Below are 25,602 nucleotides of genomic sequence, written 5' to 3'. Positions count from 1 at the left end.
GCCCCGAGACGCGCCGGTCGGCCTTCTCGGCCAGGCCGGTCACCTCGATGACGTCGTCGACGTCGCGGGGGCTGCGGTAGCAGCGGGCGGCGCTGCGCAGGACCTCGCGCGGGGTCAGCAGGTCCAGGCCGCCGGTGGTCTGCAGGACGATGCCGATCCGGTCGCGCCAGGACCGCGGCGCGCCCTGCGGGTCGGTGCCGAGCACGGAGACCTCGCCGCCGTCCCGGGTGCGGAACCCCTCGAGGATCTCGACCGTCGTCGTCTTGCCGGCGCCGTTGGGGCCGAGGAGGGAGAACACCTCGCCGGGGTGGACGTCGAGGTCGAGTCCGTCGACGGCCCGGTGGCCGCCGTAGGTCTTGTGGAGCCCGCGGACGCGGATGGCTGCTGTCATGCCTCCAGCGTGCTCGGCGCCGGGGCGGACCGGGACGCCCGGCCGGTGGATCCGCCGTCCACCGACCGGTGGACGACGAGCGCCGCGAGCACCCCGCCGACGTGCCCGCCTCGGGAACCTCCACGGTCCCGTCCTCCCCGTGGGGCCCCCGCCCGACGATGATGGCGAGGCATGAGCCCCCCGACCGAGCCGGCCCTCGTGACCCTCGAGGGCGTGGACATCAGCCACCCCGACAAGGAGCTGTGGCCGGACGCCGGCGTCACGAAGGCCGACCTCGCCCGGTACTGGGTGGCCGTCGCCGACGCCGCCCTCCCCCACCTGCGTGACCGGCCGGTGAGCATGGAGCGCTTCCCCGACGGCATCGAGGCGGGCGGGTTCTACGAGAAGAAGCTGCCGTCGCACTTCCCGGACCACGTCGACCGGGTGACGGTCACGACGTCGGACGGCGAGCAGGACCAGGTCGTCGTCTCCGACGTCCGCACCCTCGTCCACCTCGCCCAACAGGCGTGCGTCACGCCGCACACCTGGCTGAGCCGTCGCCCGGAGCTGGACCACCCCGACCTCCTCGTCGTCGACCTCGACCCCTCGGGCAGCGACCTCGCGGCCGTGCGCCGCGCGGCCCGCGTCGTCGGGGAGGCGCTGGACGACCTCGGCCTCGTGCCGTTCCTCAAGACGACGGGGTCGCGCGGCTACCACGTCGCGGCGCCGGTGCGCCCCGACGAGGGGTTCGACGACGTCCGCGCCCTCGCCACCGACCTCGCCGGGCTGCTCGCCCGGCGCCACCCGGACCTGCTGACGACGGCCGCCCGCAAGGCCGACCGCGGCGAGCTCGTCTACCTCGACGTCCTGCGCAACGGCTACGGCCAGACCATCGTCGCCCCGTACGCGCCGCGGGCCCGGCCCGGCGCCCCGGTCTCGACCCCCATCACGTGGGACGAGCTGTCCCGCACCCCTCCCGACCGCTTCGACCTCGACGGCGTCCGAGCGCGGCTGGCCCGCACGGGCGACCCGTGGGCCGGGATGCGCCGCCGCGCCCGCGGCCTGGGCCGTCCCCGCGAGCGCCTGGCCCGGCTCCTGCGCTAGCCGACCGAGGCCGGTCGGTCCCCGAGCTCGCCGGGCACGGCGGCCCGGATGACGAGGCGGGTCCACGAGCCGAGGTAGACCCGGTCGTCGGGTCCGATCTCGGTCTTGCGCCCCACCGGCACCGGAGTGGTCGGCAGCCCGCCCGTGGCGTCGCCGACGAAGGTGCCGTTGGAGCTGTCGAGGTCCTCGACCCACCAGCGGGTGCCGTCGGTGGTCAGCTGGGCGTGACGGCGGCTGACCCCGGCGTCGGCGCCGCAGTCGACGTCGGGGTGGATACCCCGGCTGGCCGAGGCCCGGCCGACGAGGAGGGAGGTGCTACGCAGCGGGACGACCGCCGGCGGGCCCGGGGAGGGCAGCGGGTCGGGGCTGGACTGCCCCTCGTACCAGGCCGGGTCGACCCACAGCTCGGCCACCCACTCGCCCGGGAGCGACGGGGCCGGGCTCGCCACCGGTCCCGACCCCGTGGCCGGTCCCGACCCCGGCGTGGGGCCGGGCGACGGCACCGTCCGCCGGGGCATCGCGCCGGTCGTGTGGTCGTAGCCGCAGGCCTCGCAGAACAGGGCGTCCGGGGCGTTGGGGGCTCCGCAGTGCGGGCAGGCGACGCCGCCGGCGCCACCCGGTCCGGCCGCCGGCGCCTCCGCGACGGGGGCACCCCCGGCCGCGGGCCCCGCGGCCGTCCCGTCCGCCGGGGCCGCCGGGACGGCCAGGCCGCACACGTCGCAGTAGTCGTCCGCCCGGCTGTCGTGACCCGCGGGGCAGCGGCTCACCGGCGGACCCGGGTGGTCTTCGTCGACGCGGTGTCCAGCTCCATCTCGGCGGCCTTGTCGACGCTCCGCTTGAGGCGCACCGTCCCGGTCTCCTCGTCGTCGATGTCGACGACCTTGCGCAGCCGCGAGGTGGCCTCCTCGTTGCCGGTCTCCGCGGCGAGCTGCACCGCGCGGCCGAGCTTCGTCGTCGCCGTCTCCTCGTCGCCGACCGCCTTGGCCGCGAGCCCCTCCTGGATGACCTCGGCGAGCTCGGCCTGGCCGGTGTAGTGCGCCACCTGCTGGTCGATCCGGGCCGTGAGGGAGTGGTCGTCGGACCACGTCGCCTTGACCAGGCCCTGCGCCGCGGCCTGGCCCCCGACGACGAGCTGGACGCGGGCGGCCAGCTGCTCCTGGCCGATGTCCTTGGCGGCCAGCCGCACGCTCACGTGGTAGTCGCGGGACTCGTCGGCCCAGGCGCCGGTCGGGTAGTCGCCGGTGAGGTCGTTGACCGACGTGCGGCGCGCGGTGAGGTCCTCGACGGTCGGCGACACCTGCCGGACGAAGAGCACCTGCGCCCCGAGCGGCGCCCAGACCCGCAGCTGCGCGTCGGGGACGCCGCGGGACATCGAGGCCTGCATCATCGCCGCGAACTCGGCCTCCATCGCCTCCGGCGTGGGAATGATGCCGATCGTGCCGAGCAGCGGCTGGGCGATCCGGCGGACCTCGCTGACCTTCCAGTCGACACCGACGCCGCGGCAGTCGCACTGGAAGAGCCCCTCCGCCCGGCGGACGGCGGCGTCGAGCACGTGGGTGGCCTCGTTGTTGGCGCCGTCGGTGAGGAGGATGGCGTGGCGCTGCACGACCTCGGGGACGGAGCGGAAGAGCACCCCGGTGAGGTCGAGCCAGGTGGCCATGGCGGTGCCGCCGCCGGAGGTGAGGGCGGCGACGGCCCGGCCGGCCTCGGCGCGGGTGCGGGCGTCCATGCGCACCATGCCCGGCCCGGACTGCACGTGCGGGTAGGCGAGGAAGGCGGCGCCGTTGCCGGAGACGACCGCGAAGTACGTGCCGTCGACGATCTGTCCCAGCGCGGCCTGCGCGGCCCGGCGGGCGGCGTCCATGGCCGTGGTGCCCATCGACCCGGAGGTGTCGATGACGATGATCTCGCCGGCGTCGCCCCCCGAGCCCTGGCCGGCCGTGCCCGCCCCGGTGCACGTGACCGACACGATGGCGCTGACGTCGGTGCCGCCCACGGGCAGGAACTCGTTCTGGTAGACGGCGGCTGCGAACTCAGCCATGGTCCTCCCTCACCTCGCTGTCGGCCCATTGTGACCCAACCCGGGCCAGGGCCACCGTGACGTTGTCCCTCCCGCCCTGCGCGCAGGCCCACTCGACCAGCGCCAGGGCGAGACCCTCGGGGTCGGTGACGCCGGCGGCGTCGACCTGCGCGCGCAGCGCCTGCGGCTCCGACGCGTAGTTCCAGAGCCCGTCGGAGCAGACGAGCAGCCAGCCCGGGCCCTCGACCCGCGCCGAGCCGACCCGGGGCCTGACGTCGGGGGCGTCGAGCCCGAGCCACCGGACGATGGTGTGCGCCGTCGGGGAGCGCTCGGCGTCGGTCCGCGGGGTGCCGGCGTCCACGAGCTCCTGGGCCAGCGAGTCGTCGACCGTCAGCTGGACCCCCGGCCCGTCGTCGGGCAGCAGGTACGCCCGCGAGTCCCCGAGCCCGGCGTACCGCACGGTGCCGCCCTCGAGCACGGCCGCCACCCACGTGCACGACGCCGGGTTGTCCGAGCTCGGGTCGCTGTTCGCGATGACGGCGGCGTTGGCGGCCGCCGCGGCGCGGCTGAGGACGGCCGCGGCGGCGGCGTCCTCGCTGTCGGCGGTGCCGAGGCCACGCGGCAGCGGCGGGACGAGCACCTCGAGGGCGGCCCGGGCGGCGGCCAGGGAGGCCGTGTCGGAGTCGGCGGAGGACGAGACGCCGTCGCAGACGACGAGCACCGCGCGGCCGCCGTCGGGCGTCGGGTCGGCGAAGAGCGCCATCGCGTCCTCGTTGCGGGTGTGCCGCACCCCGCGGTCGCAGACGCCCGCGACCCAGGGGGCGGGGCTCTCGCGGTAGTGGTCGCGCGGGCTCGGCGCCTTGGTGCCGCACGTCGTGCAGTAGAGGTCCGGGCCCACCTCGCCGCCGCACGCGGCGCAGGGCCGGACGGCGGGCTCGGGGGCGGTGACGCGCTGGCGGTTGGTCGGCCGGCTGATGGGTCCGGCCTCGTCCGGCTCGTGGCGGGGCACCGGCGCGGAGGGGTCGGTGCCGGCCAGCGGGGCGCCGCAGCCCTCGCAGAACCGGGCGCCGGGGGTCACCGCCGCGCCGCAGGTCGGGCAGGCGGTGGCGGTGTCGGTGCTCACGTGAGGCTCCAGTCGCGGACGGCGTTGGCGCGGTCGACGAGCTCGACGCGGCGGCCGGCGTCGGGCTCGTCGCGGGCCAGGGCCCGCAGGTGGCCCTCGACCGCGGTGCGCAGCGAGGACTCGGTGGCGGCGTGGCTGCCGACCGTCCCCGTCGGCGAGCCCCCGCCGGAGGTCACGGCCTCCAGGGCCCGCTCGAGGATGCGCGCACTCAGCAGGTTGCGCTCGGCGTCGAGCATCCGCACGCTCTCGATGCTGCGCATGGCGTCGTCGAGCGCGGCCAGTCCGGCCGTCGGGGTGTCGATGAGGACCTCGGCCCGCAGCCGGCGGGACTCGACGAACCCACGGCTCGTCGACGGGACGAGGTCCAGCGCCGTCACCGCCCCGCGCGAGTCGCCGCGCGCCGCGCGCACCCGCGCCATCCCGAAGGCCGCCGGCGCCACGTAGGCGGCGTCGGTGGCGGCGCAGGTCCCGTACAGGGTCTCGGCCAGGTCGAGCCGGCCACCGCGCTCGCAGGCCAGCGCGAGCGCCAGCTTGGGGGCGAGCTCGCCCGGCACCTGGCGGTAGACGGCGTTGAAGGCGGCCTGGGCGTCGTCCCACCGCCCGGCGGCCAGGGCCGACAGGCCGCCCACCCACAGCGCGCGCCAGTCCCACGGGTCGGCCTGGAGCAGCGACGACGTCGCGGCGGACACGCCCGTCGCGTCCCCGGCCCGCAGCGACTCCCGGGCCCGGGCCAGCCACACCTCGGCGGTGTCCTCGGGGGCCGCGGCCAGCTCGCGCAGGCGCTCCTCCGGCTCGCCCGGGGCCAGGCTGAGCAGCCAGGCGAGCTGCGGGTCGGCGGTGTCGGGCCGCAGGTCGGGCAGCTGGTCCCAGTCCAGCCGGGACGTGGCGACCGCCGGGGTCGCGAAGTACTCCGAGGACGCCGAGGTCAGCGTCGTGCCGTCCGAGCCCCGGGCGACGACCTCGCGCAGCACCCCGAGCGCCTGGCCGCGCATCTCGTCGGCGGAGACGAACCGGTCCGCGGGGTCGGGGGCGCAGGCCTTGGCGACGAGCCAGTACAGCGAGTCGTTGTCTCGGAACACCGGGGTGGTCACGGGGTCGGGCAGCGAGTGCAGGTGACGGCCCTGGTAGCCGGTGAACTCCAGGACGAGGACGACGAGGGTCCGCCCGACGGTGTAGAGGTCGGAGGCGACGCTCGTGCCGACCTGCGGCACCTCGGGCGCCTGGTAGCCGACCGTGCCGTAGATCGCGGAGTCGTCGTCGTCGATGCGCCGCACGCCGCCGAGGTCGATGAGCTTGACCGCGTCCCCGACCTGGACGAGGTTGTCGGGCTTGAAGTCGCAGTAGGCGAGGCCGAGGTCGTGCAGGTACTGGAACGCGGGCAGGACCTCGACGACGAAGGCGAGCGCCTGGTCGACCGGCAGCGGGTCGTACGCGCCGCCGGCCGCCCGCATCCGCTCCTTGAGCAGCTGCTTGAGCGACCGGCCGCCGACGAACTCCATGACGATGTAGCCGGCGTCCTCGTGGGTGACGAAGTTGAAGATCTCGACGATGAGCGGGTGCTCGACCTGGGCCAGGAAGCGCTGCTCGGCGATGGCGGCGGCCAGGGCGTCGGGGTCGCCGGAGTTCAGCAGCCCCTTGAGGACGACCCACCGGTCGGAGACGTTGCGGTCCCGGGCCAGGTAGATCCAGCCCAGCCCGCCGTGGGCCAGGGCGCCGGCGACGAGGTACTGGTTCGCCACGAGCTCGCCCGGCGTCAGCTTCGGGGTGAAGGAGTACGGGGCGCCGCAGGCGGGGCAGAACCCCTCGGGACGCCCCGGCCGGTCACCCTGGGACCGGCCCACGGGGCCGCCGCAGCTCGCGCAGGACCGCTTGTTCTCCGGGACCTGCGGGTCGGTGAGGACGGCCCGGGCGGCGTCGACCGCGGCCGCCGGGGGCACCGAGGTGAGCCCGGCACCGAGCCGCGCCGCCCGGGTGCGCGTCGACCCGGTGCGGGTGCGGGTGGTGACGGTGCTGCCGGAGGCCGCCCGCCGCGACCCGATCGCCGCCGAGTCCAGCCGGCTCGAGGAGGTGGCGACGGACGCGGCCGAGTCGACGCCGGCCGGCGTCTCCCCGGCGCCGCCGGCCGGGGAGGCGGCGGGGGCGCTCGCGGCCGCAGCGTCGCCCGCCGGGGTGCCGCAGACGTCGCACCAGCCGTCGAGGAGGTGCCCGGAGCACCCCGGGACGGCGCAGGCGCTGCCGTCGGCGCTCGGGGCGGCGGAGGCCGCGGGTGCGGGCGACCCGGACGCGGGGGTGGCCGCCATCCCGCAGACGTCGCAGTAGCCGTCGACGACGCTGCCGGTGCAGCCGGGCTGGGTGCAGGTGCTCATGCCGGGTCCTCCGTGTCCGCTCGGGCCGCGCCCTCGGTGGCCGACCAGTCGACCCAGGCCTGGAACGCCTCGACGAGCCGGTGGGCGACGGGGATGGGCGCCGGCCGCCGGTCCAGGACCTCGCGGGCCGTCCGCTCCGCGCCGACGACGTCGGGCAGGTGGCCGACGCCGACCGCCGACGCCTTGGCGGCGTAGCCGTCGAGCCGCGAGACGAGCTCGTCGCGCTCGGCGACGGCCGCGGCGTACCGGCTCTGCGCCAGCGACATCGCGGCGTCGACCCGCTCGAGCCGGGCCAGGTACGCGGTGAGGTCGGACTCGGCCGACGGGACGGGGCCGAGCATCGACACGTCCGGCACGGCGTGCCGCGGGGCGGGCGAGACCGTGCCGACGGCCTGGCGGGCCAGCTGGGCCAGGGCGCCCTGCCGGGCCTCGAGCCCGGCCAGCTGCTCGGCGGCCCGGGCCACCTGCTCGCGGGCCGAGCGGCGCTGCGCTCCCCCGACGATGAGGTCGCGCTCGACGCGCGCGGCGTCGTTCTCCAGCGGACCGAGCAGCCCGCCGACGTCCCCGCCGCGACGGGCCCGCTCGGCGACGGCCTCGGTGCGCTCCACGAGGGCGTCCAGGGTGCGCTGCGCAGCGGGACGGGACTCCACCGGTTCGAGGGCCACCTGGTCGCGCAGCCGGTCCAGGGCGACCCGCAGGTCCGAGACCCGCCGGGCGTGGGCGTCGGCGGCGGGGTCGAGCGCCAGCCGGCTGCGCAGCTCGCCGGCCAGGGCGTCGGAGAGCCGGCAGGCCTCGGGCAGCGACAGGGCCAGTCCCCCACCGCCCGCGACGCCGCGCTCCTGCAGCTGGCCCCAGACGAGCACCGACAGCCGGTCGCGCTCGGTGGCGCCGACGCGGCCGCCGTCCCAGGTGGCGACGAGCAGCTGGTGGCGGTCGGACGCCGCCTTCCACAGCGCCATGGACAGGGTGAGGTCGTGGGTCAGCTCGTCGGCCCGCTGCGCGGCGAGCGCCGCGGCGTCGATCTCGTCCAGCTCGGCCCGCCGCAGCCGCAGCCACTCCTCCAGCGCCGCGAGGTAGGTCTGTGCCGCGGCCGGCTCCAGCGGCTGCCCGAGGCGCCCGGGAGCGAGGGGGGCGGTGGCGCCGCTCACCGGGTCCGTCCGTACCGCAGCACCGGGGGCTTCGGCGCCGGGCCGAGGGTGTCGGCGAGCCAGCGGTCGTAGTCCGCGGTCCAGCTGCCGTCGGTGCGCCGCGTCTCGAGCACGCCGTTGACGAAGCGGACGAGGTCGACCCGGTCGGCGTTGACGCCGATGCCGTACGGCTCGGCGGTGAAGGCGTCGCCGACCACCGTCGCGTAGGGGTCCTGCGCGGCGAGCCCGGCCAGGACCGTGTCGTCGCCGGTGATGGCGTCGACCTCGCCCTGCTGGAAGAGCGCGAGGCAACCGGTGTGGTTCGCGGCCGGGACGGCGACCGCCTGCGGCGCCCGGGCCCGCAGCGTGCTCAGGCTCGAGGTTCCGCTGGGCGCGCAGACCCGCACCCCGGCCAGGTCGGCCAGGCCGGTGACGTCGGAGCCCTCCTTGACGAGCAGCTTCTGGCCTGCGCGGTAGTACTCGCCGGAGAACGCGATCCGGGTCCAGCGGTCGCAGGTGATCGTCATCGTGCGGACGACGACGTCGACCTCGCCGGACTCGAGCAGCGGGAGGCGGTCCGCCGCGGTGATGACCCGCAGCTGGACGTGCCCCTTCGCGGTCCCGAAGATCGCGGCCGCGACGGCGTCGACGAGGTCGATGTCGAAGCCCTCGATGCGCCCGGACAGCGGGTTGCGGGAGGCGAAGAGGTAGGTGTCGGCGGACACCCCGGCCACGAGACGCCCGCGGTCCTGGATCGTCTTCATCGTCGAACCGGAGGGCATCCTCCCGGGCGCCGGCACCGCCCCCTGCGGGGCGTAGGACTGCAGGGCGTCGTCGCACTGCGGCGCCTGGCTCGGCGCCGCGGTGCTGCCGCCGGACATCGCCGACGGGGTCGGCGGGGCCGGAAGGGGCGTCGGGGCGTAGCCGCAGCCCGCGACGAGCGCGGCGACGGCGACCAGGACGGCGGTGAGCCGGCGGGTTCTCATGCGTACTCCCGGAGCCGGACGGTGAGGCCTCGCCACGCGGACGCGGCCGCGGCGAGACCGAGGAGGACCCAGACGACGGCCGCCCCGAGCAGCTGCCAGGTACCGCCGCGCAGCGCGGCCGTGGCGTCCCCGGACGCCTGGGAGACGAGCGTGGCGATGGCCGAGTCGAACTCGGCGAAGGCGGCGGTGGCGCTGTCGGGCCTCCCGCCGGTGGCGAGCCGCACGGCCTCGTCCCAGTTCCCTCTCTGGTCGAGGTCGACGATCTCGGCGTGCCGCTCGCGGTAGCGCTGCCAGGCTTCCTGGGCCGTGGCGTCACCCGCGGCCTGCAGCGAGGTGTCGACCCGGGCCGCGGCGGCGGTCCAGGCGTCCTCGAAGGACTGGCCGGAGCCGCGCGCGATGAGCCGCAGGCTCTCGTCGGACTTCGCGTCGTTGCCGGCGGTGCGGGCGTCGGCGCCGTCGACGACGGTGGCGTAGGAGTTCTGGCGGACCACCGTGTTGTCGGAGGCCCGGGTACCGGCCACCGCGACGGCGGCGACCGTGGCCGCGACGACCGCGAGGGCCGCCACGGCGAGCCCCACGTTGACGCCGCGGCGGAACCGCCCCGCGAGCCACTGGTTGACCACGAGGAGCACCGCGAGCGGCACCAGGGCCACGAGGACGAGCAGCACCGGGTGCTGGCCCCCCATCGCACCCTCGGCCCGGTCGGAGTTGGCCGTGACGAGGGCGTCCGTGAGGGGGAGGAGGTCCGAGCGCAGCATGCCGCTGGCGTCGCGCAGGTAGGCGCTGCCCACCGGCAGTCCCTGCCGGTTGTTGGCCCGGGCCAGCTCCATCGTCGAGGCGTAGTCGAGGACGTCGGCGTTGAGCCGGGCCAGCACCTGCTGGTCGGCGGGCTGCGCCCGCGCGGCCGCGGCGATCGTCTCGGTGACGGAGGTGAGCGCGTCGTCGTAGGCGGCCCGGGAGGCCGGGCTCTCCTGGCCGCCGACGAGGAAGGCGTTGGTGGCCAGCGCGTCGGCCCGCAGCAGGTCGGTCTTCACCGACTGGGCCCGGATGAGCTGTTCGGTGTCGGCGGCCGCCGCCCGGTTGGCGGTCCAGCCGAGGACGAGGAGGAGCGCCGACAGCGCCGTGGCGAGGAGCACGACGGCGGCGGACAGCGCCCGCAGCCGGACGAGGGCGGCCGGGGTGGACCCCATCGTCAGCGGACCCAGGAGCGCCACGCCCCGGGGAACGGTCGGCGTCGACGCGTGCCGACCCTGCGGGGCGGGTGGGGCCGGCGCCGTGCCGGCCGTCGGGGCCGGGGCGGTCTGCTGCGTCACGGTGCGGCCTCCTCGGGGACGACGAGGTCGTCGGGGTCCAGCCCCCGCAGCGCCTCGACGGTCGGCTCGTCCACCTCGCGCAGCCGCCAGGCGTGCCGGCCGATGGCGCCCTCCAGGACGTTGCGGGCGAAGCGCCCGTTGCCGAAGGACTGGCCGCGGGGGGTGGCGGCCAGCAGGGTGCGCAAGCGCTGCTCGACGGCGTCGCTCACGTCGTAGTCGGCGTTGCCGGCGAGCAGCCGGAAGATGGCGACGAGCTCGTCGTCGCTGTAGTCGGCGAACTCGATCGTCGTGCGGAAGCGGCTCTCCAGCCCCGGGTTCTGGGCGACGAAGACGGCCATCGGCAGCGGGTAGCCGGCCACGACGACGACGAGGTCGTCTCGCCGGTCCTCCATCTCCTTGACGAGGGTGTCGACGGCCTCGGTGCCGTACTGGTCGCCGGCCAGGCTGTAGGCCTCGTCGACGAAGAGCACCCCGCCGTCGGCGGACGCGACGACCTCGGCGGTCTTGAGCGCGGTCTGCCCGACGTAGCCGGCGACGAGCTCGCTGCGGTCGACCTCGACGAGCTGTCCGGACGACAGCAGCCCCAGCGCGCGGTAGATGCCCGCGACCAGGCGCGCGACGGTCGTCTTGCCGGTGCCCGGGTTGCCGGTGAAGACGAGGTGGCGGGTCAGGGACGGCGTGCGCAGCCCGGCGGTCTCGCGCTTGCCCTCGATGCGCAGCACGGCGACCTGCCGGTGGATCTCGGCCTTGACCTCGGCCAGCCCGATGAGCCCGTCGAGCTCGGCGAGCAGCTCCTCGAGGCTGCGGGCCGGCGCGGCCTCCTCGGCCGGCGGCGGCTCGGCGGGGTGGGCGGCGGTGGTGGCGGACGGCAGCACCGGCCCCTCCGGACGGGGGTCCCCGGTCGGCACGGGACCCGGACCGGTCGCGGCTCCCAGCCCGGGGAAGGCGCCGGCGGCCCAGTCGTCGAGCCCGTCGAGGTCGAGACCGCCCGGCCGCTCGACGGGGCCGGCCGGCGCCTTGCCGAGGGCCGCGAGCTGCGCCCCGGTGGCGGTGGCGGCGTTGCCGACGACCCGAGGCGTCGGCTCGCCGAGCCCGGTGGCGGCCGCGCAGACGGCGGCCAGGGCCCGGCCGTAGGCCTCGGCCAGCGGGCGCGAGGTGCCGGCCAGGCCGCTGAGCAGCGGGGTGGGCGCGGCCCGCCAGCGGCGTCCGCGGGAGGCGGCGCGGGCGAAGTCCTCGGCGCCGCGGCGGGGGTCGGTGGCGGCGGCCCAGTCGACGAAGGCGCCGCGCGCGGCCTCGGCCACCGTGGCCGCCAGCGCCTCGCCCTCCGCACGCGCGGCGGCGACGTCGAGTCCGGCGCGCTCGGCGGCCGTGGCCAGCGCCGCCAGGGCCGCGGCGAGCGGCGGCTGCGGGTCGAGGGTCATCACGGCTCCAGGTCCAGGACGGTGCGGGGGGCGGCCGGTGGGACGTCCGGCGCCGGGTCCGCGGTTCCGCCCGCCGCCCCGGGCGTGGCCGGGGCCCGCAGGTCCAGCGCCCCGCCGGCCGCCGGCGCGCCGAACCGGCTCTCGAGGAAGAGGCCGTGGGCGACGAGCGCCTGGGCGTCGGCGTGCACCGCGGCGTCCAGCATCCGCTCCATCGTCGCCGCCAGCAGGTCCAGCTGGTCGACGAGGACGAGCAGCGCGCTGCGACCGTTCTCGATGGGCCGGGTGTCGGCCCACGCGCGCGGCAGGCGCAGGTAGCCGCCGACCGTGCCCGGCAGGTAGTCGGTGGCCGTCGCGACGACCGCGTACCCGTCGGCGCTGCCGACCCCGAGGTCGGGCAGGCGGGGCAGGATCGCGCGGATGAGACGGTCGACGCGGGTCACCCGGGCGCGGACCAGGGCCGGCGCGTGCCCCTCGTCGAGCATCGTCGCCAGCCGGTCGAGGGCGCCGACGATCTCCGCGTCACCCGGCGGCGCCGGCGCCGCCGGCGACGACGCGTCCCCCGAGCGAGCGGCCAGCCACTCGCGAAGCCCCACTCCGGATCACCGACCCGGGGTGTTCCCGAGGTCCAGGTCCTGCGCGCCCCGCTGGTCCTGGGCCTGCACGCGGGCGAGGTACTGCGTGGACTTCTCGACCTCGGTCTCGAGGACGCCGATGGTCTGCGCCATGGAGTCCAGGGCCTGGAGCTTGAAGGCGTCGATGGAGTCCATCGTCGCGTAGATGTTGCGGAACGCGGCCTGGAGCTCGTCCATCCCGAGGGTGGAGGAGGCGGCCTGCTCCTGGATGGCGGCGGAGTTGTCGCGCATCATCTCCGAGGTGCGCTCGATGAGACCCGACGTCGTGCGGTTGAGGGCCGTGATCTGGTCCAGGACGAGCTTCTGGTTGCCGAGGGCCTGCGCGACGATGACCGCCGTCCGCAGGGCACCGACGGTCGTCGTCGTCGCCCGGTCGACGCCCTTGATGAGCTCGACGTTGTTCTTCATGACGATGTCGATGGCCAGGTAGCTCTGGATCGAGACCGCCAGCTGGGTCAGCAGGTCCTGGTGCTTCTGCCGGACGTAGAACAGGACGTCCTGGCTGAGCGCCTTGGCGGCGTCGGGGTCGGACATCTCCAGCTCGGCCACCCGTGCCGAGACCCGCTCGTCGAGCCGCTCGGCGATGTAGACGTACTGGTTCAGGCGCCCCATCGCGGCCCAGAGGTTCGTCTTCTCGAGGTTCAGCGCGACGTTGTCACGGGTCAGCTCGTCCTGGCCGCTGCGCAGGCTGTGCAGGATGCCGTCGAGCTGGCTCTGGGCGCTCTGGTAGCGCCGGAAGTAGTCGACGACCTTGTCCCCCCACGGGATGACCCCGAGGATCCGCCGGGTGCCGGTGACCTGGCTGGGGTCGAGGTCCTCGACGGTGCGGCGCAGCTCCAGCAGGGTGCGGCCCACCGTCGACCCCTCGGCCAGGCCGCCCTCCTTCAGCGCCCGGACCGGCTGCTGGAGGAGCCGGTTGGAGGTCTCGGCCGCCTTGCGGATGTCGGCGTCGCCCATCGTGCGCACGACCTCCGCCTGCTGGGCGAACTCGGGGCTGCGCGGGGCCGCGGCGGTGAGGGCGTCCATGAAGGTGTCGACCCGGGCGTCGAGCGCCGGGACGGCGTCGGCCTGGACGGCCGGGGCCATCCGCGGGGCCTGGGTCGTCGTCACCGGCTGGGACGGGGCGGGGGCGCTGAGGGTCAGCACGTCCTGGGGCGGGGCGAGCGGGGCCGGTGCTGCGGCCGCGGCGTCGTCGGTGCTCATGGGCGGCAACCTTCCTCACGGGGTCGGGCCGGTGCGACGCCGGTCAGGCGCCCCCCGGTTCCGCCGGTCCCCCGGGTGGGGTCGGCGGCTCGGCTCCACGGTAGGTCCCCGGAGGGGTCGTCGTCTCGCCCCCGGAGCCGAAGTCGACGCGTGGCGCGGTGCGGGAGGCCTCCTCCGCCTCGAAGTACTCCGCCCGCCGCACCCCCGCCATCCCGGCGACGAGGTTCGAGGGGACGGTCTCGACCGTGGTGTTGAGGTCGCGGACCGTCGCGTTGTAGTAGCGCCGCGCCGAGGCGATCCGGTCCTCGGTCGAGGCGAGCTCGGTCTGCAGCGCGAGGAAGCTCTCGTTCGCCTTGAGGTCCGGGTAGGCCTCGACGACCGCGAGCAGCCGGCCGAGCGCCTGCCCGAGAACGGTCTCGCTCTCGGCCTGGGCGGCCGGCGACTGCCCCGGCGACATGGCCCGGGAGCGCGCCGCGACGACCTCCTCGAGGGTGGTCCGCTCGTGCGACGCGTAGCCCTTGACGGTCTCGACGAGGTTGCCGACGAGGTCGTGCCGGCGGGTGAGCTCGACGTCGATCTGCCGCCAGGCCTCCTCGACGAGGTTGCGCAGCCGGACCAGCCGGTTGTAGGTCACGACCCCCCACCCGAGGACGGCGAGGACGAGGACGACGAGCACGACGACCGCGACGATCACGGGGCCTCCTTCGGTCAGGCTGAACGAATCCTAAGGGCGTCACGCCCTGGCGCCTTGACAAGCGCCCCGCTAGGCTCCCCGACCACCACACGATCCCGGACCGGAAGGCCCGCATCATGGAGACAGTCGTCGTCGGTGTCGACAACAGCGACGCGTCCACCCGCGCGGTGGAGTTCGCCGTCGAGAGAGCGCAGCGCAACGACTGGAAGGTGGTCCTCGTCCACGTCGTGCCGTGGTCGCCCTACTCCTTCCAGACACCCAGCGAGAACGAGCACCGGGCCGGGGAGAAGGAGCGCGAGACCGCCCTGGCCCGCGAGCAGATCCTCGACCCGATGGCGGACATCGCCGAGAAGGGCGGGGTCCCCCACGAGGAGCTCGTCAAGCACGGCAAGCCCTCGGACACGATCGTGGACGTCGCCGGCGACGCCTCCGCGGTCCACATCGTCGTCGGTCGCACCGGCGACGGCGGCCTGCGCGAGGCCGTCTTCGGCTCGGTCGCGAGCCGCCTGGTCCAGCACGCCCATCTCCCCGTCACGGTGGTGCCCTGATGAATCCCGTCGAATGGTTCAACGACCTCTCCGAAGGCGTCACGAACACCGTCTTCTACTCCGTGAGCATCGCGGGCGCCGACCTGCCGCTCATCGTCGTCTGGCTCGTGGTGGCCGGCGCGTTCTTCACCGTCTGGCTCGGCTTCATGCAGGTCCGCGGGCCGAAGCTGTCCATCGACCTCGTCAAGGGCAAGTACTCCGACCCCAACGACGCCGGTGAGGTCACCCACTTCCAGGCCCTGGCGACCGCCGTCTCCGGCACCGTCGGCCTCGGCAACATCGCCGGCGTCGCCATCGCGATCTCGCTGGGCGGTCCCGGAGCGACGTTCTGGATGATCCTCGCCGGCCTCCTCGGCATGGCCACGAAGATGGCCGAGTGCATGATGGGCGTGAAGTACCGGCGCCGGCACGCCGACGGCAGCGTCTCGGGCGGGCCGATGTACTACCTGCGCGACGGCCTCGCCGACCGCGGCTACGGCACGGCCGGCAAGGTCCTCGCAGTCCTCTTCGCCATCTTCATGATCGGCGGCGCGGTCGGCGGCGGGAACATGTTCCAGTCCAACCAGGCCACCGCGCAGATCGTCGCCGTCACCGGCGGTGAGGACTCCTTCCTCGCCGACGTCCCCTGGGTCGTGGGTCTCGTGTTCGCGGCCCTCGCGGGCGCCGTCATCATCGGCGGCATCAAGAGCATCGCCCGGGTGACGGAGAAGATCGTCCCGTTCATGGCCGTGCTCTACATCCTCGCCTGCATCGTCGTCCTCGTCTGGAACATCTCCTCGATCCCGACGGCCATCGGCTCGATCTTCTCCGGCGCCTTCAGTCCCGAGGGGGTCGCCGGTGGCGCGATCGGCGCGCTCATCGTCGGCTTCCAGCGCGCGGCGTTCTCGAACGAGGCCGGCCTCGGGTCCGCCTCCGTCGCGCACTCCGCCGTGAAGACCGAGGAGCCGGCCACCGAGGGCTTCGTGGCCATGCTCGAGCCGTTCATCGACACGGTCGTCATCTGCACGATGACGGCGCTGACCATCGTCATCACGGGCGCGTACACCAACCCCGACGCCTCGGAGCTGGGCGGCGTGGCGCTGACCTCGAACGCCTTCGAGACGGTGCTGCCGTGGTTCCCGACGGTGCTCGCGGTCGCGGTCGTGCTCTTCGCGTTCTCGACGATGATCAGCTGGTCGTACTACGGCATGAAGGCGACGGGCTACATGTTCGGCGACAGCCGGCTCGCCGAGAACGTCTTCAAGGTCGTCTTCCTCGTCTTCACCGTCATCGGCTCGGCCGCAGCCCTGGGCCCGGTCATCAACTTCTCGGACTCGATGATCTTCCTCATGTCGCTGCCGAACCTCGTGGGGCTCTACATCATGGCCCCGGAGATCCGGAACGTCATCTCCAGCTACTTCGACCGGGTGCAGTCCGGTGAGGTGCAGCAGGTGGCCGAACCGGTCCACTGACCCGGTCCGCGGGCCGGGCGCCTCCCACCGCCAGAAGGAGGCGCCCGGCCCGGTGGGGTCAGGCCAGGCCGAGGTCCGCGAGGCCGTAGACGTGGCGGTACTCCAGGCCCGCGTCGGCGAAGACCTGCGCCGCCCCGGTGTCCCGGTCGGCGATGGTCGCGACGGAGACCACCGTCCCCCCGGCGTCCTGGACCGCGCGGGCGGCGTCCAGCGGGCTGGCCCCGGTGGTCGAGGTGTCCTCGACGACGAGCACGCGGCGGCCCTGCACCGAGGGGCCCTCGATCCGCTGCTGGAGGCCGTGCGCCTTGCCCTGCTTGCGGACGACGAACGCGTCGAGCCGGCCCCCGGCGGCGGCGCGGGCGTGGAGCATCGCGGTCGCGACGGGGTCGGCGCCGAGGGTCAGGCCGCCGACGGCCTCGAAGTCCAGGTCGGCGACGAGGTCGAGCATCACCCGGCCGACGAGCGGGCTCGCCTCGCCGTCGAGGGTGACCCGGCGGAGGTCGACGTAGTAGTCGGCCTCCTTCCCCGAGGACAGGGTCACGCGGCCGTGGACGACGGCCTGGTCGCGGATGATCGTGAGGAGCCGGGAGCGGTCGGCGGAGATGTCGGTCACGGGTCCCACCGTAGAGCGCACGGCGCTCGGCGCTCTCACCCGTCCCGGCCGGGACGCCGCGCAGCGGCCCCGGGCCGGGGTCAGGACCGGACGGCGCGGACGGCCAGGCGCTCGGCGACCCGGGCGAACTCCTCGCGGACCTCGCGGTGCTCCGAGGACTCGGCGATCCGGGCGGCGGCGAGGGCCGCCCCGGCGAAGAGCAGCCCCTCGTCCAGCCCGCGGGTGTGGGAGGGCGCCGGCCAGCGGCTGGGCCAGCCGACGACGCACCAGTGCTCGACCTCCTCGGCGATCCCCGCGCCGCGGGTGGCGGCGGCGAGGCCCTGGAGCAGCCGCGCGCCGATGACCGCCTCGTGCGGCATCGGGTACGGCAGGTGGGCGACGACCTCGCCGACCCGGTCGACGAGCCGCTCGTGCACCCGCCCGCGCTGCGGGATCGCCGCCCAGGCGTGCGGCGGGATCGCGGTGATGAGCGCGAGGAACCTCCACGGCCAGTCCACGCGGGTGTCCCCTTCTCGATGGACGCGCACGAGTGTCGTCATGTGGGGAAGGAGCGGGGCCGGGGACGAGTGATACCTCCGCCGAGGGTGGACCTCAGTCGCGCCGCCGGCGGCGCTCGAGCAGCCGCATCGCCCCGCCGCGTGTCAGCGGACGCGGCAGCGCGCGCAGGGCCAGGCTCGCGGCCTTCCACTGCGGCCCGGGCACCGAGAGCACCCGCCCGGCGGCGAGGTCGGCGAGGGCCTGGCGCGCCACCTCGTCGGCGTCCAGCCACAGCCCCGCGGGCAGCCCCGGCACCGACATCCGGGCCCGCTCGTGGAACTCGGTGCGGGTGAGGCCGGGGCACAGGGCCGTGACGGTGACGCCGGTGCCGTGCAGCTGGCTCGCGAGCGACTCGGAGAAGACGGTGACGAAGGACTTCTCGGCCGAGTAGGTGCCGCCGGCCATGAACCCGGCCACCGAGCTGACGTTGAGGACGGCGCCGTGGCCGCGCTCGCGCATCGCCCGGCCCGCGGCGTGGCAGGTGAGCAGCACCGCCCGCACCATGACGTCCAGCGCCGCCTCCTCCTGGGCGACGTCGTTGTCGAGGAACGGCCGGTGCATCCCGAAGCCGGCGTTGTTGACGAGGACGTCGACGGGGCGGTCGGGGTCGGCCAGGCGGCGGCAGACCTCCTCGGTCTGCTCCCGGTCGGCGAGGTCCGCGACGAGCACCTCGATGCCGACGCCGTGCGCCGCCCCGAGCTCAGTGGCGAGGCGCTCGAGGCGGGCCCGGTCGCGCGCGACGAGCACGAGGTCGTGGCCGTCGTGGGCCAGCCGGGCCGCGAGGGCGCGGCCGATGCCGGCCGAGGCGCCGGTGACGAGGGCGGTGCTCACGCCGGTCCCCCGCCGGTCCGCTCGCGGTCCGGCGCGAGGAAGTCCCCGAGGGCGTCGAGCACCGCACCGGGCGCCTCCTCGGGGCAGAAGTGGCCGCCGGGCACGGCGTGGCCGCGCACGTCGGTGGCGTACCCGCGCCAGACGTCGAGCACGTCGTAGGTGCGGGCGACGAAGCCCTGCTCGCCCCAGAGCACGAGGACCGGGCACTCCACACGCTGCCCGCGGGAGGCGCGGTCGTGCTCGAGGTCGACGCCGAGCGCGGCCCGGTAGTCCTCGCAGCTCGCGTGGACGGTCTCGGGGGTGAAGCAGCGCACGTACTCGGCGACGGCGTCCTCCTCGAACGAGGCCCCCGGGGCGGACCAGCGGCGCAGCGTCTCGCGGAGGAACCACCCGGGGTCGCCGCCGATGAGCCGCTCGGGCAGGCCGTCCTCCTGGGCGAGGAAGAACCAGTGGTAGTAGCCGGTCGCGAAGCGCTCGTCGGTGTGCTCGACCATGTGCAGCGTCGGGGCGACGTCGAGGACGGCCAGCCGGGTCACCGCCTCCGGGCGGTCCAGGGTGAGCCGGTGCCCCACCCGGGCGCCGCGGTCGTGGCCGACGACGGCGTAGGTGTCGTGGCCGAGCGCGGTCATGACCTCGGCCACGTCGGCCGCCATCTCGCGCTTGGAGTAGGTCTCGTGACCCGCGTCGCCGGGCGGTGCGGCGCTGTCGCCGTAGCCGCGCAGGTCGGGGGCGAGCACCTCGTGGCGGTCGGCCAGCCCGGCGGCGACGCGGTCCCACATCCGGTGCGTCTGGGGGTAGCCGTGCAGCAGCAGCACCGGCGGTCCGGACCCGCGCCGCGTCACGTGGAGGCGGGCGCCGCGGGTGTCGACGTCGAGCTCGTGGACCGTCGTGCCGCTGCCGTCCGTCATCCCCGCAGGATGGCACGCCGGACCGGCGTCGGCGCGCGTCGTTAGGGTGAGGCGCGTGCGCATCGCCACGTGGAACGTCAACTCCATCCGCTCCCGCATCGACCGGCTCGAGGCCTGGCTGGAGCGCTCCGACGTCGACGTCCTGTGCGTCCAGGAGACCAAGGCCAAGGACGAGCAGTTCCCCCACGAGCGGCTGCGGGCGCTCGGCTACGACGTCGCCCACCACGGCACGAACCAGTGGAACGGTGTCGCGGTGCTCTCCCGGGTGGGGCTGGAGCAGGTGCAGGTCGGCTTCGACGGCGACCCCGGCTGGGGCGACCCCGTGGCGGCCGAGGCGCGCGCCATCGGCGCCACGTGCGGCGGGGTGCGCTTGTGGTCGGTGTACGTGCCGAACGGCCGCGGCCTGGACGACCCGCACATGGAGTACAAGCTCGCCTGGCTGGCGGCGCTCAAGGAGCAGGCGGTGGGGTGGGCCGCGGACGGGTCGCCGGTCGCGCTGTGCGGCGACTGGAACATCGCGCCGATGGACGAGGACGTGTGGTCGATGGAGTACTACGCCGACAAGTCGCACGTCAGCCCCGGCGAGCGGGCCGCATTCAGCGCCTTCCTCGAGGCCGGCTTCGTCGACGTCGTGCGGCCGCACGCCCCGGGTCCCGGGACGTACACCTACTGGGACTACCAGCGCCTCGCCTTCGCCAAGCGACGCGGCATGCGCATCGACTTCGTCCTCGGCTCGCGCTCCTTCGCGAACAGGGTGGCGGGCGCCGCCATCGACCGCGAGGAGCGCAAGGGCACCGGGGCCAGCGACCACGCCCCCGTCGTCGTCCAGCTGGACGACTGAGGTCCGGTTCGCGGCCGGGGGCTGACGAGCGTCGGGGCCGCGGGTTACGGTGCCGAGGTGAGCAGGCCACCGCACGAGAACGTCGCGACGGTGCTCGTCGACCCGGCGGTCCTCGGCGAGCTCGAGGTCGCGCTCATGCACCTGGACCTGCGGGTCTGGCCGATGGCCACCGCGCCCATCTGCGTGGACGGCCCGCGGGCCGCGGTGCAGTACCGCCGCCGCACCCTCGTCGCCAAGCGCGGCGCGTGGGACGACGCCGAGCACTGGACGCCGGTGTGGGTGTCGTTCGGGGCGTCCTGGCGCGAGGGCGCCGAGCCCCTGCCGTGGTCGGCGCACGCCGCCCTGTGGGACGAGCTCGCCCGCTGGTCCGGGCACGTGCACTACCGCAAGTGGCTCACCGGGGTCCCGCCGCTGGAGGTGCCGGTCGGCGTCGACGGCGCCGGGACCGGGCCCCGGGCCCGCCGCCGCGCCTGAGCGGCGTCACGCCCGGTCGTGCAGCGTCACGTGGTAGCCGTCGGGGTCGGCGAAGGTGAAGGTCCGCCCGAACGGGCCGTCGACCGGGGCGGAGACGATGGCGTGACCGTCGGCCACGAGCGCGTCGTGGATGTCCTGGACGTCGGTGGCGTGCAGCCAGACCGCGGCGCCGACGCCGGGGCGGTCGCCGGAGTCGAGGTCGGTGCCGGGGACGACGTCGCGCAGCGCGAAGGCGATGGGGCTCGTGGCGAAGACGACGGCGTGCGGGGGTCCGTCGGTCCGCCGCAGGCCGAGGTAGCGCTCGTAGAACGCCTGGGCGGCGTCGAGGTCGCGCACCTGGAGGGAGACGAAGTCGGGTCCGGTGACGGGCATGGTGCTGCTCCTTCTGTGCTGTGTCAGTTTGTTGACACAACGCACTCTATGTCAGGCTACTGACATGGAGCAACCCGGTGTCGACCTCGACGCGTCGGTCGGCTACCTCCTCAAGGAGGCCTCGAGCGCGCTGCGGGCCGCGATGGAGGAGGTGCTGCGGCCGCTGGGCATGACGGTCACGCACTACTCGTGCCTCGAGCTGCTGGCCCAGCGGCCGGGGCTCTCGGGCTCCGAGCTCGCCCGGGGAGCGTTCGTCACCCGGCAGTCGATGAACGTCCTCCTGCGCTCGCTCGAGGACCAGGGGCAGGTGACCCGGCCGGCCGCCGCCCCGGTGGGGAAGGTCCTGCCCACCCGCCTGACCGACGACGGCCGCGCCCTGCTCGCGCAGGCCAGCGCGGCGGTTCGGGCGGTCGAGGTGCGGATGCTGTCGGGCCTGGACGAGGGCGAGCGGGCGAGCGCGCTGCGGCTGCTGCGCACCATGGTCCGCTCGCTGCACGACGACGCCCGCGCCGACGGGCCGCCCGGCGGCTGAGCGCCGCCGGTCAGACCTGCTCGCGGGGGCAGAACCACGTCGTCCGGCCGCCGACCGTGGCGCGGGCCATCTCGGCGCCGCACCGCGGGCAGTGCCCGTCGCGGCCCCGGTGCCCGACGATCTCCAGGGTGTGCACCCCGCCCTGGCGGATCGCGGTCCGGACGGCGGAGCGCAGCCGGCGGCGCAGCTCGTCGAGCTCCTCGGACGTGAGGTCGCCCGACGGCCGACGCGGGTCCAGCCGGGCCTGCCACAGCACCTCGTCGGCGAGGAGGTTGCCGACCCCGGCGACCGTCGACTGGTCGAGCAGCCGGGCCTTCACCGGCGCCGTGCCCCGGCCGACCCGCTCGCGGAACCCGGCCCGGGTGATCTCGGCGGCGTCCGGGCCGAGGGCACCGATGTCGGGGTCGAGGCGGACCCGGCCGAGCCTGCGCACGTCGAGCAGCCGCAGCATGCCGCCGCCCTCGAAGGTCAGCGAGAACCGGTACCACTCGGGCTTGCGCGGCCGCCGCCGCTGCCGCCGCGAGCCCTGGTAGTCGCCGCCCTCGTCCTCCCCGTCCGGCCCGGCGACGAGGATGCGCCCGCTCATGCCCAGGTGGATGCCGAGACTGGGCGCGTCGCCGCCGAGCTCGCACCAGATCGACTTGCCCCGGCGGTTCGCCGCCACCAGCCGGTGCCCGACGAGGGCGTCGCGGATCTCGCCCGGGCCGTGCGGCCGGCACTCCCACGCGTCGGTGTCGTCGACGTCGACGATGGTGCGGTGCAGGCCGGACCGCTCGATGACGGCACGGGCGGACTCGACCTCGGGCAACTCCGGCATGGCCCGATCCTCGCGGCTGGGTCGCGGGCCGGGCATGCTGGGGTGATGACCAAGGCCGTGCGTGTCCAGGTGTCCGGCGAGGTCCAGGGCGTGAGCTTCCGCGGGTACGCCGCCCGCGAGGCCGTCCGGCTCGAGCTGCGCGGCTGGGTGCGCAACACCGACGACGGCGACGTGCTGCTGCACGTCGAGGGGCCGTCGAGCGACGTGGACGAGATGGTGGCCTGGTGCCTCGAGGGCTCACCGGAGGCGTCCGTCGAGGAGGTCGACGTCGCCCCGGACGAGCCTACCGCGGCGGCCACCTTCGAGGTCCGCTACTGACACCACGTCGGGGCGGCGCCTCGACGCGGGCGAGACGCCGGGTGCGCGGCGCCCGTGGCCGCGCGGGGGCGGTCAGTCGCGGGTGAGGATGCCGGCGGCGTAGGACGCCTGCCCGACGTGCTGCGTCGCGTCGTTGAGCGCGCTGACGAGCCGCACCCCGAGGGTCACCGGCGGGTCCCACTCCTCGTCGACCACCCGGTCCAGGTCGGCGTCGGTGAGGTCGCGCAGGGCGTCGGCCACGAGGTCGTGGGTCGCGTCGAAGTAGCCCCGCAGGTTCTCGGCCGAGGTGCGCACGGCGAGGACGTCGTCGTAGGACATGCCGTAGCCGTGGGCGCTGGCCGGGAAGGGCAGGTCGAAGCGCTCGGCCCAGCCCTGCGAGGTCCAGACGACGTCGCGGTCGAAGGCGTCGGCGACATGGGTGTCCAGGACCCGCGTCAGGTGCCAGACGAGCCAGGCGACGGTGTTCGCGCCGTCGGCGGGCGGGGTGGCCAGCCGGTCCTCGGGCACGTCGTCGAGCAGGCCGTGCACGGTCTCGCGGACCCGGTCGAGGGCGTCGAGGAGGAGGTCGCTGGTCGTGGCCATGCCGGTGACGCTACGCCAGCCCGCGGACCGCGGTGCGCTCCGGGGCGGGCCGGTCCGCCGGCGGTCCCCGGTGGCCGAGGGTCAGGGCCAGCAGGGCGCCGAGCACCGCCGCCACCTGGGCTCCCCGGAACACCGAGGACACCTGGAGGACGGCCGCCTGCCGCAGTGCGTCGAGGTCCCCGGGGTCGGGCAGCGCGGCGACGGCCTCGAAGTAGCGGTGCAGGCCGACGGCGGTGAGCAGGGCCAACCCGACGACCATCCCGACCATCCGGGCGACGACGACGAGCGCCGAGGCCGCGCCGTGGCTGCGCTCGTCGGACTCGTCGAGGGCGGCGTCGTTGACCGGCGCGACGACGAGCCCCAGCCCGAGGCCGACGGTGCCGAGGACGACCGCCGCCTCCCAGGAGTCGAGCGGGCGGGCGGTCGGGTCGGCGGCGAGGAACTGCAGCCCGACGGCGGCGAGGGCCAGGCCGGCCGCCGCGACGACCCCCGGGCCGACGACGCGCAGCAGCCAGCCCCCGGCCAGCGCCCCGACCGGGACGGCGACGAGGAAGCGGGCGAGGACGAACGCGGCCTCGGTCTCGTCGGTCGTGAGGACGAGCCGGGCGAGCAGGGGCACGTCGACGACGACGGCGACGAGGGCCACCCCGGTGAGCAGCGACACCACGAGCGCCCGCGCCAGCCGCGGCCGGACGAGGCCGCGGGGGACGAGCGGCGCGAGCGACCGGCGGTGGTGCACGAGGTAGGCCGCCGCGAGGACCGCGGCGACCGGGAGCAGAGCGTACCCCAGCGGGCCGACGACCTCGGTCTCCGGCTGGGCGGCGGCGAAGGTGAGGACGACGCAGCCGAGCGCGCCGCCGACCAGCGCGGCGCCCGGCAGGTCCGCCCGGCCCAGCACCGACCAGCGGCCGTGCATCGTCGCCGTCAGGGCGGCCACGGCGAGGACCAGGGCGAGCACCCCGATCGGCGTGGCCACGCGGGAGCTCGCCTCGCCGAAGGGGACGAACGGCACGCCGAGCGTGACGCTCGTCGCGAGCCGCTCCGGGGCCGCGAGCGCGAGCCAGCCGGCCGCGGCGGCGAGGACGGCCAGCGCGGTGGGGACCGCCCGTGGACGGCGGAGCCCGGCGGTGCCTCCGGCGAGGAGGACCCCGCCGGCGAGCAGCACCCCGGCCAGCGCGCCGAGCCAGAAGATGGCCCGCCAGTCGGCGACCGCGAGCACGGCGGCCCCGAGCACCGGCCCCAGCACCGACCCGAGCTCCTGCACCGCCCCGACGACCCCGAGCGGCACGCCCCGGCGGCCCGCGGGCCAGAGGTCGGCGACGAGCGCGAGGGTGGCCGGCACGAGGCCGCCGCCGCCGACGCCCTGGACCACCCGGCCGGCGACGAGCACGTCGAGCTCGACGGCCAGCGCCGTCACCGCCGAGCCGACGACGAAGACGGCGAGGCAGCCGAGCAGCACCCGGCGCCGGTCGACGAGGTCCGAGAGGCGCCCGACGAGCGGCAGCACGGCGACGTACCCGAGGAGGAAGCCGGAGACGATGGGGGTGGCGCGCTGCAGGTCGTCGATGCCGACCCCGACGCCGCGCATCATGTCGGTGAGCGCGAGGACGACGACGTAGGTGTCGGCGGCGGCCAGGGCCACCGCCACCGACGCGACGGCGAGGAGGGCCCTAGGGGCGGGTGATCTCAACCGGGACGCCGTAGTCGCTGAGGGTGGCGGTGTACGTCGAGTCGGTGTCGCCGAAGAAGGGACCGGCGATGACGGCGGTGCGCAGCTGGTCGTCCTCGGTGAGGCCGTACGTGACGTCGAAGTCCTCGGTGCCGTCGCCGAGGTGGAACAGGTCCGAGACCTGCTTCCCGGGCAGCGTGCCGGTGATCTCGGTGAGCACGTCCCCGCCGGCCCGCTTCTGGCCGCCGAGGGCCGGCGACTGCGTCTGCGGCAGCAGCCCGGGCAGCCCGGCCTCGGGGTCGAAGAAGGTCGCCGGGTTCGGCGCGTTGAGGGTCGACAGGTCGAACTCGCGGTAGTCGGGGGTGAACAGCTTGAGGTAGGTGTCCTCCCCCACCGCGATGACGTCGACCGTCGCCGCGACCCCGCGGACGGTGCCGGTGATCGTGCCCTCGAACTTCGGCTCGGTGGCGCTGACGACGCCGTCGCCCGTCGCGGCCGACACCCCGTTCTCGGTCTCGGGGACGCCGGTGCTCGTCAGCTCGAAGGTCACGTCGCCGGCGTCGGTGAGGACCTTCTGCGCGGCCGCGAGCCGCTCGGCGGCGCTGCGCGGCGCGGGCTCGGGGTCGCCCCCGCCCGTGCAGCCGGTGGCGAGGAGGGTGAGGGCGAGCAGTCCTCCGGCGAGGATCGGACGGCGGCGCATGGCGGTCAGGGTAGCCGCGATGCGCCGCCGTCCCCGGACGATCCGGGCAC

28 protein-coding genes are annotated in these 25,602 nt (G+C 75.5%); 7 read left to right on the top strand and 21 right to left on the bottom strand.

Going from position 1 to position 25,602, the window contains the following annotated elements; all coding sequences use genetic code 11:
• A partial coding sequence (locus tag EPD83_RS12655; protein ID WP_164896835.1) for an ATP-binding cassette domain-containing protein occupies positions 1–391 on the bottom strand: 391 nt, incomplete at its 3' end.
• 171 nt (positions 392–562) lie between these two features.
• Here EPD83_RS12655 and ligD point away from each other — a divergent pair.
• Positions 563–1,474 (top strand): non-homologous end-joining DNA ligase, encoded by a 912-nt coding sequence (gene ligD, locus EPD83_RS12650; RefSeq protein ID WP_128368520.1) that lies wholly within the window; start codon positions 563–565, stop codon positions 1,472–1,474.
• On the opposite strand, the gene EPD83_RS12645 is transcribed toward ligD, so the two are convergent.
• The 11 genes from EPD83_RS12645 to EPD83_RS12595 are packed head-to-tail and all read right to left on the bottom strand — an operon-like array spanning position 1,471 to position 14,359.
• Positions 1,471–2,241, bottom strand: a complete 771-nt coding sequence (locus tag EPD83_RS12645) for an FHA domain-containing protein (protein ID WP_165566661.1) — start codon at positions 2,239–2,241, stop codon at positions 1,471–1,473. The genes ligD and EPD83_RS12645 overlap by 4 nt on opposite strands.
• Positions 2,238–3,515 (bottom strand): vWA domain-containing protein, encoded by a 1,278-nt coding sequence (locus tag EPD83_RS12640; RefSeq protein WP_128368092.1) that lies wholly within the window; start codon positions 3,513–3,515, stop codon positions 2,238–2,240. Before EPD83_RS12640 ends, EPD83_RS12645 begins: the two co-directional genes overlap by 4 nt.
• A complete protein-coding gene (locus EPD83_RS12635) occupies positions 3,508–4,617 on the bottom strand; it encodes a protein phosphatase 2C domain-containing protein (RefSeq protein WP_205859520.1) in 1,110 nt (369 codons plus the stop codon). Before EPD83_RS12635 ends, EPD83_RS12640 begins: the two co-directional genes overlap by 8 nt.
• Complete coding sequence (locus EPD83_RS12630; RefSeq protein ID WP_165566660.1) at positions 4,614–6,983, bottom strand: serine/threonine-protein kinase; 2,370 nt, start codon at positions 6,981–6,983, stop codon at positions 4,614–4,616. The genes EPD83_RS12635 and EPD83_RS12630 overlap by 4 nt, the downstream gene beginning before the upstream one ends.
• Positions 6,980–8,131, bottom strand: coding sequence for a hypothetical protein (locus EPD83_RS12625; protein ID WP_165566659.1), 1,152 nt, complete (start codon positions 8,129–8,131; stop codon positions 6,980–6,982). The genes EPD83_RS12630 and EPD83_RS12625 overlap by 4 nt, the downstream gene beginning before the upstream one ends.
• Positions 8,128–9,096, bottom strand: a complete 969-nt coding sequence (locus EPD83_RS12620) for a glutamate ABC transporter substrate-binding protein (RefSeq protein ID WP_165566658.1) — start codon at positions 9,094–9,096, stop codon at positions 8,128–8,130. The genes EPD83_RS12625 and EPD83_RS12620 overlap by 4 nt, the downstream gene beginning before the upstream one ends.
• On the bottom strand, positions 9,093–10,409 hold the full coding sequence (locus EPD83_RS12615; protein WP_165566657.1) for a hypothetical protein: 1,317 nt from the start codon (positions 10,407–10,409) through the stop codon (positions 9,093–9,095). Before EPD83_RS12615 ends, EPD83_RS12620 begins: the two co-directional genes overlap by 4 nt.
• A complete protein-coding gene (locus EPD83_RS12610) occupies positions 10,406–11,830 on the bottom strand; it encodes an AAA family ATPase (protein ID WP_128366334.1) in 1,425 nt (474 codons plus the stop codon). Before EPD83_RS12610 ends, EPD83_RS12615 begins: the two co-directional genes overlap by 4 nt.
• Positions 11,830–12,423, bottom strand: a complete 594-nt coding sequence (locus tag EPD83_RS12605; protein ID WP_128366335.1) for a hypothetical protein — start codon at positions 12,421–12,423, stop codon at positions 11,830–11,832. Before EPD83_RS12605 ends, EPD83_RS12610 begins: the two co-directional genes overlap by 1 nt.
• Before the next feature lie 6 nt (positions 12,424–12,429).
• Positions 12,430–13,665, bottom strand: coding sequence for a toxic anion resistance protein (locus EPD83_RS12600; protein ID WP_128366336.1), 1,236 nt, complete (start codon positions 13,663–13,665; stop codon positions 12,430–12,432).
• A 43-nt stretch (positions 13,666–13,708) separates the two neighbouring features.
• Positions 13,709–14,359 (bottom strand): LemA family protein, encoded by a 651-nt coding sequence (locus EPD83_RS12595; RefSeq protein ID WP_128366337.1) that lies wholly within the window; start codon positions 14,357–14,359, stop codon positions 13,709–13,711.
• Positions 14,360–14,475: 116 nt separating this feature from the next.
• On the opposite strand from EPD83_RS12595, the gene EPD83_RS12590 reads away from it, so the two are divergent.
• Both EPD83_RS12590 and EPD83_RS12585 read left to right on the top strand, forming a co-directional pair.
• Positions 14,476–14,907 (top strand): universal stress protein, encoded by a 432-nt coding sequence (locus EPD83_RS12590; RefSeq protein ID WP_128366338.1) that lies wholly within the window; start codon positions 14,476–14,478, stop codon positions 14,905–14,907.
• Positions 14,907–16,358, top strand: a complete 1,452-nt coding sequence (locus EPD83_RS12585) for an alanine/glycine:cation symporter family protein (protein WP_165566656.1) — start codon at positions 14,907–14,909, stop codon at positions 16,356–16,358. Before EPD83_RS12590 ends, EPD83_RS12585 begins: the two co-directional genes overlap by 1 nt.
• A gap of 58 nt (positions 16,359–16,416) precedes the next feature.
• On the opposite strand, the gene pyrE is transcribed toward EPD83_RS12585, so the two are convergent.
• The 4 genes from pyrE to EPD83_RS12565 form a co-directional block, all read right to left on the bottom strand.
• Positions 16,417–16,971 (bottom strand): orotate phosphoribosyltransferase, encoded by a 555-nt coding sequence (gene pyrE / locus EPD83_RS12580; protein ID WP_128368174.1) that lies wholly within the window; start codon positions 16,969–16,971, stop codon positions 16,417–16,419.
• Positions 16,972–17,051: 80 nt separating this feature from the next.
• Positions 17,052–17,510 carry a hypothetical protein gene (locus tag EPD83_RS12575; protein ID WP_128368175.1) on the bottom strand — a complete coding sequence of 153 codons (459 nt, stop codon included), beginning with the start codon at positions 17,508–17,510 and terminating at the stop codon, positions 17,052–17,054.
• Between the two features lie 52 nt (positions 17,511–17,562).
• The gene (locus EPD83_RS12570; RefSeq protein ID WP_165566655.1) at positions 17,563–18,339 is read right to left on the bottom strand and encodes an SDR family NAD(P)-dependent oxidoreductase; all 777 of its coding nucleotides are present in this window, start codon (positions 18,337–18,339) and stop codon (positions 17,563–17,565) included.
• A complete protein-coding gene (locus tag EPD83_RS12565) occupies positions 18,336–19,247 on the bottom strand; it encodes an alpha/beta fold hydrolase (RefSeq protein WP_165566654.1) in 912 nt (303 codons plus the stop codon). The genes EPD83_RS12570 and EPD83_RS12565 overlap by 4 nt, the downstream gene beginning before the upstream one ends.
• Positions 19,248–19,302: 55 nt before the next feature.
• Between EPD83_RS12565 and EPD83_RS12560 the strand changes: the two genes are divergently transcribed.
• Both EPD83_RS12560 and EPD83_RS12555 read left to right on the top strand, forming a co-directional pair.
• Entirely contained in the window at positions 19,303–20,088 is a 786-nt protein-coding gene (locus EPD83_RS12560) for an exodeoxyribonuclease III (RefSeq protein ID WP_128367628.1), read from the top strand.
• Positions 20,089–20,145: 57 nt separating this feature from the next.
• The gene (locus EPD83_RS12555; RefSeq protein WP_128367627.1) at positions 20,146–20,562 is read left to right on the top strand and encodes a hypothetical protein; all 417 of its coding nucleotides are present in this window, start codon (positions 20,146–20,148) and stop codon (positions 20,560–20,562) included.
• Positions 20,563–20,568: 6 nt separating this feature from the next.
• Here the strand turns inward: EPD83_RS12555 and EPD83_RS12550 are convergent, their stop codons facing one another.
• Complete coding sequence (locus tag EPD83_RS12550; RefSeq protein ID WP_128367626.1) at positions 20,569–20,934, bottom strand: VOC family protein; 366 nt, start codon at positions 20,932–20,934, stop codon at positions 20,569–20,571.
• 64 nt (positions 20,935–20,998) lie between these two features.
• On the opposite strand from EPD83_RS12550, the gene EPD83_RS12545 reads away from it, so the two are divergent.
• Complete coding sequence (locus tag EPD83_RS12545) at positions 20,999–21,466, top strand: MarR family winged helix-turn-helix transcriptional regulator (protein WP_128367625.1); 468 nt, start codon at positions 20,999–21,001, stop codon at positions 21,464–21,466.
• Positions 21,467–21,476: 10 nt separating this feature from the next.
• Here EPD83_RS12545 and EPD83_RS12540 read toward each other — a convergent pair whose 3' ends face one another.
• Positions 21,477–22,283 (bottom strand): Fpg/Nei family DNA glycosylase, encoded by an 807-nt coding sequence (locus tag EPD83_RS12540; RefSeq protein WP_128367624.1) that lies wholly within the window; start codon positions 22,281–22,283, stop codon positions 21,477–21,479.
• A gap of 45 nt (positions 22,284–22,328) precedes the next feature.
• On the opposite strand from EPD83_RS12540, the gene EPD83_RS12535 reads away from it, so the two are divergent.
• Complete coding sequence (locus EPD83_RS12535) at positions 22,329–22,601, top strand: acylphosphatase (protein WP_165566653.1); 273 nt, start codon at positions 22,329–22,331, stop codon at positions 22,599–22,601.
• Between the two features lie 72 nt (positions 22,602–22,673).
• Here EPD83_RS12535 and EPD83_RS12530 read toward each other — a convergent pair whose 3' ends face one another.
• From EPD83_RS12530 to EPD83_RS12520, 3 genes are read right to left on the bottom strand one after another with little or no spacing between them, the layout of a single operon-like run.
• A complete protein-coding gene (locus tag EPD83_RS12530; protein ID WP_165566652.1) occupies positions 22,674–23,183 on the bottom strand; it encodes a mycothiol transferase in 510 nt (169 codons plus the stop codon).
• A gap of 10 nt (positions 23,184–23,193) precedes the next feature.
• A complete protein-coding gene (locus EPD83_RS12525; protein ID WP_205859519.1) occupies positions 23,194–24,873 on the bottom strand; it encodes an MFS transporter in 1,680 nt (559 codons plus the stop codon).
• Positions 24,854–25,552, bottom strand: a complete 699-nt coding sequence (locus EPD83_RS12520) for an LppX_LprAFG lipoprotein (protein WP_128368209.1) — start codon at positions 25,550–25,552, stop codon at positions 24,854–24,856. The genes EPD83_RS12525 and EPD83_RS12520 overlap by 20 nt, the downstream gene beginning before the upstream one ends.
• Between the last annotated feature and the right edge of the window lie 50 nt (positions 25,553–25,602).

Origin of the sequence: Phycicoccus flavus, from assembly GCF_004025965.2 — a bacterium.
GTDB classification, from domain to species: Bacteria; Actinomycetota; Actinomycetes; order Actinomycetales; family Dermatophilaceae; genus Phycicoccus; species Phycicoccus flavus.
Note: the sequence above shows the minus strand (reverse complement) of the source record. Positions and strands in the feature narration are given on the sequence as shown.

What these genes read in the sequence shown, in the direction of transcription:
- EPD83_RS12630 (WP_165566660.1), bottom strand. Translation starts at nt 6,983, where the DNA reads ATGAGCACCTGCACCCAGCCCGGCTGCACCGGCAGCGTCGTCGACGGC.
- EPD83_RS12575 (WP_128368175.1), bottom strand. Translation starts at nt 17,510, where the DNA reads ATGACGACACTCGTGCGCGTCCATCGAGAAGGGGACACCCGCGTGGAC.
- EPD83_RS12545 (WP_128367625.1), top strand. Translation starts at nt 20,999, where the DNA reads ATGGAGCAACCCGGTGTCGACCTCGACGCGTCGGTCGGCTACCTCCTC.
- EPD83_RS12610 (WP_128366334.1), bottom strand. Translation starts at nt 11,830, where the DNA reads ATGACCCTCGACCCGCAGCCGCCGCTCGCCGCGGCCCTGGCGGCGCTG.
- EPD83_RS12565 (WP_165566654.1), bottom strand. Translation starts at nt 19,247, where the DNA reads ATGACGGACGGCAGCGGCACGACGGTCCACGAGCTCGACGTCGACACC.
- EPD83_RS12540 (WP_128367624.1), bottom strand. Translation starts at nt 22,283, where the DNA reads ATGCCGGAGTTGCCCGAGGTCGAGTCCGCCCGTGCCGTCATCGAGCGG.
- EPD83_RS12535 (WP_165566653.1), top strand. Translation starts at nt 22,329, where the DNA reads ATGACCAAGGCCGTGCGTGTCCAGGTGTCCGGCGAGGTCCAGGGCGTG.
- EPD83_RS12600 (WP_128366336.1), bottom strand. Translation starts at nt 13,665, where the DNA reads ATGAGCACCGACGACGCCGCGGCCGCAGCACCGGCCCCGCTCGCCCCG.
- ligD (WP_128368520.1), top strand. Translation starts at nt 563, where the DNA reads ATGAGCCCCCCGACCGAGCCGGCCCTCGTGACCCTCGAGGGCGTGGAC.
- EPD83_RS12550 (WP_128367626.1), bottom strand. Translation starts at nt 20,934, where the DNA reads ATGCCCGTCACCGGACCCGACTTCGTCTCCCTCCAGGTGCGCGACCTC.
- EPD83_RS12530 (WP_165566652.1), bottom strand. Translation starts at nt 23,183, where the DNA reads ATGGCCACGACCAGCGACCTCCTCCTCGACGCCCTCGACCGGGTCCGC.
- EPD83_RS12520 (WP_128368209.1), bottom strand. Translation starts at nt 25,552, where the DNA reads ATGCGCCGCCGTCCGATCCTCGCCGGAGGACTGCTCGCCCTCACCCTC.
- EPD83_RS12590 (WP_128366338.1), top strand. Translation starts at nt 14,476, where the DNA reads ATGGAGACAGTCGTCGTCGGTGTCGACAACAGCGACGCGTCCACCCGC.
- EPD83_RS12620 (WP_165566658.1), bottom strand. Translation starts at nt 9,096, where the DNA reads ATGAGAACCCGCCGGCTCACCGCCGTCCTGGTCGCCGTCGCCGCGCTC.
- EPD83_RS12585 (WP_165566656.1), top strand. Translation starts at nt 14,907, where the DNA reads ATGAATCCCGTCGAATGGTTCAACGACCTCTCCGAAGGCGTCACGAAC.
- EPD83_RS12640 (WP_128368092.1), bottom strand. Translation starts at nt 3,515, where the DNA reads ATGGCTGAGTTCGCAGCCGCCGTCTACCAGAACGAGTTCCTGCCCGTG.